Source organism: Kineococcus glutinatus, from assembly GCF_039542765.1.
Classification (GTDB): Bacteria; Actinomycetota; Actinomycetes; order Actinomycetales; family Kineococcaceae; genus Kineococcus_A; species Kineococcus_A glutinatus.
In genome coordinates this window covers 1-5,226 of sequence record NZ_BAABIL010000327.1, presented here as the reverse complement: position 1 = coordinate 5,226, position 5,226 = coordinate 1, and the positions used below count along the sequence as shown (strand labels likewise).

At 75.5% G+C, this 5,226-nt stretch carries 5 protein-coding genes and 1 riboswitch; of the genes, 2 read left to right on the top strand and 3 right to left on the bottom strand.

Annotated elements, in window-relative coordinates; translation table 11 throughout:
• The first annotated feature begins 335 nt into the window (after positions 1-335).
• Positions 336-2,411 carry a putative bifunctional diguanylate cyclase/phosphodiesterase gene (locus ABEB16_RS12815; RefSeq protein ID WP_345712636.1) on the top strand — a complete coding sequence of 692 codons (2,076 nt, stop codon included), beginning with the start codon at positions 336-338 and terminating at the stop codon, positions 2,409-2,411.
• 180 nt (positions 2,412-2,591) lie between these two features.
• Here the strand turns inward: ABEB16_RS12815 and ABEB16_RS12810 are convergent, their stop codons facing one another.
• Positions 2,592-3,197, bottom strand: a complete 606-nt coding sequence (locus ABEB16_RS12810; protein WP_425560184.1) for a TetR/AcrR family transcriptional regulator — start codon at positions 3,195-3,197, stop codon at positions 2,592-2,594.
• Positions 3,198-3,255: 58 nt separating this feature from the next.
• Between ABEB16_RS12810 and ABEB16_RS12805 the strand changes: the two genes are divergently transcribed.
• The gene (locus tag ABEB16_RS12805) at positions 3,256-4,296 is read left to right on the top strand and encodes a glycoside hydrolase family 113 protein (protein ID WP_345712635.1); all 1,041 of its coding nucleotides are present in this window, start codon (positions 3,256-3,258) and stop codon (positions 4,294-4,296) included.
• Positions 4,297-4,357: 61 nt separating this feature from the next.
• On the opposite strand, the gene ABEB16_RS12800 is transcribed toward ABEB16_RS12805, so the two are convergent.
• Together ABEB16_RS12800 and ABEB16_RS12795 are read right to left on the bottom strand one after the other, a co-directional pair.
• Complete coding sequence (locus ABEB16_RS12800) at positions 4,358-4,672, bottom strand: DMT family transporter (RefSeq protein WP_345712634.1); 315 nt, start codon at positions 4,670-4,672, stop codon at positions 4,358-4,360.
• A gap of 9 nt (positions 4,673-4,681) precedes the next feature.
• Positions 4,682-4,749: riboswitch (guanidine-III (ykkC-III) riboswitch) on the bottom strand.
• A 45-nt stretch (positions 4,750-4,794) separates the two neighbouring features.
• Complete coding sequence (locus ABEB16_RS12795; protein ID WP_345712633.1) at positions 4,795-5,016, bottom strand: hypothetical protein; 222 nt, start codon at positions 5,014-5,016, stop codon at positions 4,795-4,797.
• Between the last annotated feature and the right edge of the window lie 210 nt (positions 5,017-5,226).

Here is a 5,226-nt window from a genome sequence, read left to right as displayed (position 1 = left end):
GCCGCCCCCGCCGCCGAGGACCTGCAGCAGGACCACCACGATCACGCCGACGATGCCGAGCCCGCCGCCGCCGAGGGCCAGCGTCCGCCCGCCACCGCCGCCGCGGCGGTCCTGGACGTTGCCGGTGTCCAGGCTCGCGTCGTCCCGGTACCTCATGACCACCTCTCCCCGGCCGGCGCCGGTCGCCCGCCGGGGACAGCTTGGTGGCACCTGCGCGCCCCCGCCCGTCGTGGCGGTGGCCGCCGGGCCCGTTGACCGGTGCAGGTGGTGTGGCGGAGCATCGTCGTGAGGCCGAGGGAGGCCCTCGTCGCCGACGGGCTGGAAGGTGTGCTGGCATGACCGAGGCACCGGAGGCCCTGCGGGCGCTCGCCCTGGGCGCGCTGGCCCACCCGCGCGACGCGGCGGTGGTGTACCGGCCGGTGCACGCGCCCGACGGCCGCACCGTCGACTTCACGTACGAGCTGCTCAACGCCCCCGCCGAGCGGATGCTCGGTGTGAGCGGGGCGCGCGGGCGGACGGTCGGCGAGGTGCTCGTCGACGCCGCGCCGCCGGTGCTCGAACGCTGCCGCACCGTCCTGGGGACGGGGCGGCCGTGGTGGGGGCTCGTGCAGCTCCACAGCGCCGAGGACCCGCGGTGGGACGGGCGCTGGTACGAGTGGCACCTCGTGCCCGTCGAGGACCGGCTCGTGGGCCGCTTCCGCGACGTCACCGCGGAGCGGGAGGCCGCCGCCGCCGCGACGGCCAGCGCCCACCTCGCGCGCGCGATCGTCGAGCACGCCGCCGACGTCGTGCAGATCTACGACGCGCAGGGGTACACCACGTACGCCAGCCCCGCCATGGAGCGCATCCTCGGCTGGGACGGCGAGGAGGTCGTCGGCATGCACTACCGGGACCTCATCGACGCCGAGTTCCACGCCTTCGGCGACGAGGCGTTCGCGGCCGCGCTGGCCGACCCGCCCGACACGGTGCGCGAGATCGACGTGTACGTCGTGCACAAGGACGGCTCCCGCCGCTGGGCGGAGGCCCGCCTGAGCAACCAGCTGCACGACCCTGCGATCCGCGGCGTGCTGGTGAACTGGCGCGACGTCACCGGCCAGCGACGGATGCGCGAGGACCTGGAGCACCAGGCGCTGCACGACCCGCTGACCGCGCTGCCCAACCGGCGGCTGTTCGACGACCACCTCGCCCTGGCGCTGGCGCACACCGCCCGCACCGGTGAACCGGTCGCGGTGGTCTTCGTCGACCTGGACCACTTCAAGCTCGTCAACGACACCTTCGGCCACCCCGTCGGGGACCGGCTGCTCGTCGAGACCGCCGACCGGCTGCGCAGGGTGCTGCGGCCGGGGGACACCGTCGCCCGCTTCGGCGGCGACGAGTTCGTGCTGCTGCTGCAGGACCTGCACCGCAGCATGGACATCGCCACCGTGCTGCGTCGCGTCATGGACGCCGTCACCGGTGCGCGAACGGTCGACGGCCACGACCTGCACGTCAGCGTCTCGGTCGGTGCCAGCGTCTGCGCCGGCACGCGCGGCGCCGCGGTGACCGGCGACCAGCTGCTCAGCGAGGCCGACACCGCGATGTACGAGGCCAAGCGGCGCGGGCGCAACCGGTTCCAGGTGTTCAGCTCCCAGCTGCGCACCGACATCGAGCACCGGATGCGGACCGAGAGCGGCCTGCGCCGGGCGCTGGCCGGCGATGAGCTCACCGTGCTCTACCAGCCGGTCCTGGACCTGCCCTCGGGAGCGGTGAGCGGCGCCGAGGCGCTGCTGCGCTGGGACGACCCCGCCGGCCGGCGCATCGGCCCGGACGAGTTCCTCGGCGTCGCCGAGGAGACCGGGCTGATCGTCGACATCGGCGCGGGAGTGCTGCGGGCCGCCTGCGCCCGGGGTGCGCAGTGGGACGCGGCCGGCCTGCCCCTGACGGTGGCGGTGAACCTCAGCGCCCGCGAGCTGGTCGCGCCCGGCCTGGTCGCAGGCGTCGTCGCGGCCCTGGACGCCAGCGGTCTCGACCCCCGCCGGCTGGAGCTGGAGATCACCGAGACCACGGTGCTGGCCGACCTGCCCGCCGCGCGCCGGACCCTGGAGGCGTTGCGGGAGATGGGCATCGGCATCGCGCTGGACGACTTCGGCACCGGGTACAGCTCGCTGACGTGGTTGCAGCAGCTGCCCGCCGACACCGTCAAGCTAGACCGCTCCTTCATCACCCACCTGTGCCGCAGCGCGCAGGACGAGGCCATCGTCAGCGCCGTCATCACCCTCGCCCACGCCCTGGGGTTGCGGGTGGTCGGCGAGGGCGTGGAGACGGCGCAGCAACTGCAGGTCCTGAGGCGCCTGGGCTGCGACCACGCGCAGGGTTTCCACCTCGGTCGCCCCCTCGCCGCCGACGACCTCACCGCCCTGCTGCACGCGTAGCGGTGCCGGGCCGGGAGGTCCGCGGCGGACCGGGACCGCAGCCGGGGCCGACAGCCAGCCTGCGGGCCGGGTGGGCGCGTGGGCGTGTCGCGGGGTGTGGAGCGGCGTGCCGGCCGCTGCCCGCAGGCCGGCTGTCCGGCGGGCTCGCCGTGCGCGCGGCTCGAGGCTTCGGCCGCGCCGCTAGCCGTGCCGACCGGGCAGGCCCCGGCCGCGGACCAGCGGCAGGAAGACCTCGTCGACGATCTCGACCAGGACCTCGTCGGGCACGGCCGGGACGCCGCGCACGGCGTACTCGCCGCGCAGCAGCGCCATCGGCAGCGCCACCACCCGCGGGTGCACCGCCTCCGGGGGTGCCTCGCCGCGGGCCACCGCCCGGTCCAGCAGGGCGCGCCAGGCGGCGTTCACCGCGCCGGCGCCGGCCTGCTCGCGCAGCAGCTCCAGCAGGACCGGCTCGTCGGCGGCCGCCGCCAGGAGGTCGCGCAGGACCGCGCCGCGGGGTGAGGACCAGGTCGCGTCGGCCTGCCGCAGCAGCTCCAGCGCGTCGCCGCGCAGGCTCCCGGTGTCCGGGACGGGGGTGAGGGTCTCGGCCAGGTGCCCGTAGGCCGCGATGCCCAGCGCGGCGCGCTGCGGCCAGCGCCGGTAGATGGCGTTCTTGTTCGTCCCGGCGCGCCGGGCGACCTTGTCCATGGTCATGCCGCCGTAGCCGGAGGCGGTGAGCTCCTCGGCGGCCGCGCGCAGGATCGCCTGCTCCAGCTCCGCACCCCGCCGTCGTCTTCCCCCCGACACGGTACGCAGCGTACGCTCGGCGCCATACGGTACGGCTCGTACCTTCGAGGAGGCGGACATGCGCGCCTGGGGCGTCACCTACGACACCGGCTTCACCACCCTGGGGACCACCACCCACGAACCCTTCGACCCCGGCGTCGTCGCCGCGGAGATGCGGATCATCCGCGACGACCTGCACGCCGACGCCGTCCGCATCACCGGCGGGGTCGCCGACCGCCTGGAGATCGCCGCCCGGCACGCCGCCGACGCCGGCCTGGAGGTCTGGTACTGCCCGTTCACCCACGACCTGACCACCGACGAGGTGCTGGCGTTCCTGCTGGACGCCGCCGAGCGCGCCGAGCGGATCCGGCGGGATGGAGCCGACGTCCGGTTCCTCACCGGCTCGGAGCTCAGCATCATGACGACCGGGATCCTCCCCGGGAGGACCCTGGCCGAGCGGGTGGCCGTCCTCACCGACCCGGCGCGCGCCCGCGAGATCCTCCCGGGCGTCCAGCGCGAGACCAACGCGCTGCTGGCCCGGGCCGTCGCGGGTGCTCGCGAACGGTTCGGCGGTCCCATCGGGTACGCCTCGCTGCCGCTGGAGGCGGTGGACTGGACGCCCTTCGACGTCATCGCCACCGACGCCGGCTACCGCGACGCCGGCAACGCCGCCGCCCTGCCCGCCAACCTCGCCGCGATGACCGCCCGGGGGAAACCGTTCGCCGTCACCGAGTTCGGCTGCGCCGCCTTCACCGGTGCCGCGGACCGGGGCAGCCGCTCGGAGATCGTCGCGTACGACGAGCGCACCGCGCAGCCCGTCCGGCTCACCGAGACCGTCGAGCGCGACGAGGCGGAGCAGGCCGCCTACGTCCGCGACCTGCTGGACGTCTACGACGCCGGTGGTGTGGACACCGCGTTCGTCCAGACCTTCGCCGCCCGCCACCTGCCCACCGCCGAGGACCCCGCGAGGGATTTCGACCTCGCCGGCTTCGGGATCGTCAAGGTCCTGCCACCCAGCCGCACCGGCACCACCCACCCGGGGATGCCGTGGGAACCCAAGGCCGCTTTCCACGCCCTGGCCGCGTACGGCCGCGCGCGGGCGGGTGCGCCGGCGGTGTGAGGGGTTCCCGGAGGACCCGGGCCGGGGTCGCTGCTGCGGTGGTGGCCCGGGTGCCGCGGCGTCAGTGGCTGAGTTTGAGCCCCACGACACCAGCGACGATCATCACCAGGAAGAAGACCTTGAGCACCGACACCGGCTCCTGCCCGGTCGCCATCGCGTACGCGACGGTGAGGACGGCGCCGATGCCCACCCACACGGCGTAGGCGGTCCCCACCGGCAGGTCCCGCATCGCCCAGGCCAGACCGGCCATGCTCCCGACCAGCGCCACGGCGAACACCGCGGAGGGCCGGAGCCTGCTCAAACCGTCGGACCTGTCCAGCGCGGTGGCCCACACCGCTTCCAGCACACCGGACACCACCAGCACGAACCAGGACACCACGGCCTCCGAGGGCCGTCTTGTCGCACACCGGGTACGGCACCCATCGTCCGGAGGCCCGCGGTCCCGGGCCCACCACCACGGTGCCACGCGCCGGCCGGGAAGACCACCGCGGGCGGTGGTCAGCAGCCGCCGCCCCCGCCGTCGCCTCCGCCGCACCCACCACCGTCGCCGCCGCTGCTCCAGCCGCCGTCGCCACCGCCGCTCCAGCCGCCGCTCCAGCCGGCACCGCCGTCATCGGCCCGGCGGAAGGGTGAGTGGGGGGCGCGGCGCGGGGAACCGAAGGAGACCGCGGCGGTGGCCACCCCCACCACGACGATCAGGAACACGACCAGTGCCGTCATCGCTGCCTCCTCCTCGACGCCGCGCCTCGCCGGGGACGTGCGCGGGGCGCGTGCGCGCAGCATCGCAGCTCCGGGCCCCGGCCGCGCCAAAACCCGGAGACGGGCGCGACGGGTGGGGTCCGGCGGCGCCCGAACCCGGAGACGGGCGCAACGGGTGGGGTCCGGCGGCGCCCGAACCCGGAGACGGGCGCGACGGGTGGGGTCCGGCGG

Coding starts and splice junctions, on each gene's coding strand:
- ABEB16_RS12805 (WP_345712635.1), top strand. CDS start 3,256: ATGCGCGCCTGGGGCGTCACCTACGACACCGGCTTCACCACCCTGGGG.
- ABEB16_RS12795 (WP_345712633.1), bottom strand. CDS start 5,016: ATGACGGCACTGGTCGTGTTCCTGATCGTCGTGGTGGGGGTGGCCACC.
- ABEB16_RS12815 (WP_345712636.1), top strand. CDS start 336: ATGACCGAGGCACCGGAGGCCCTGCGGGCGCTCGCCCTGGGCGCGCTG.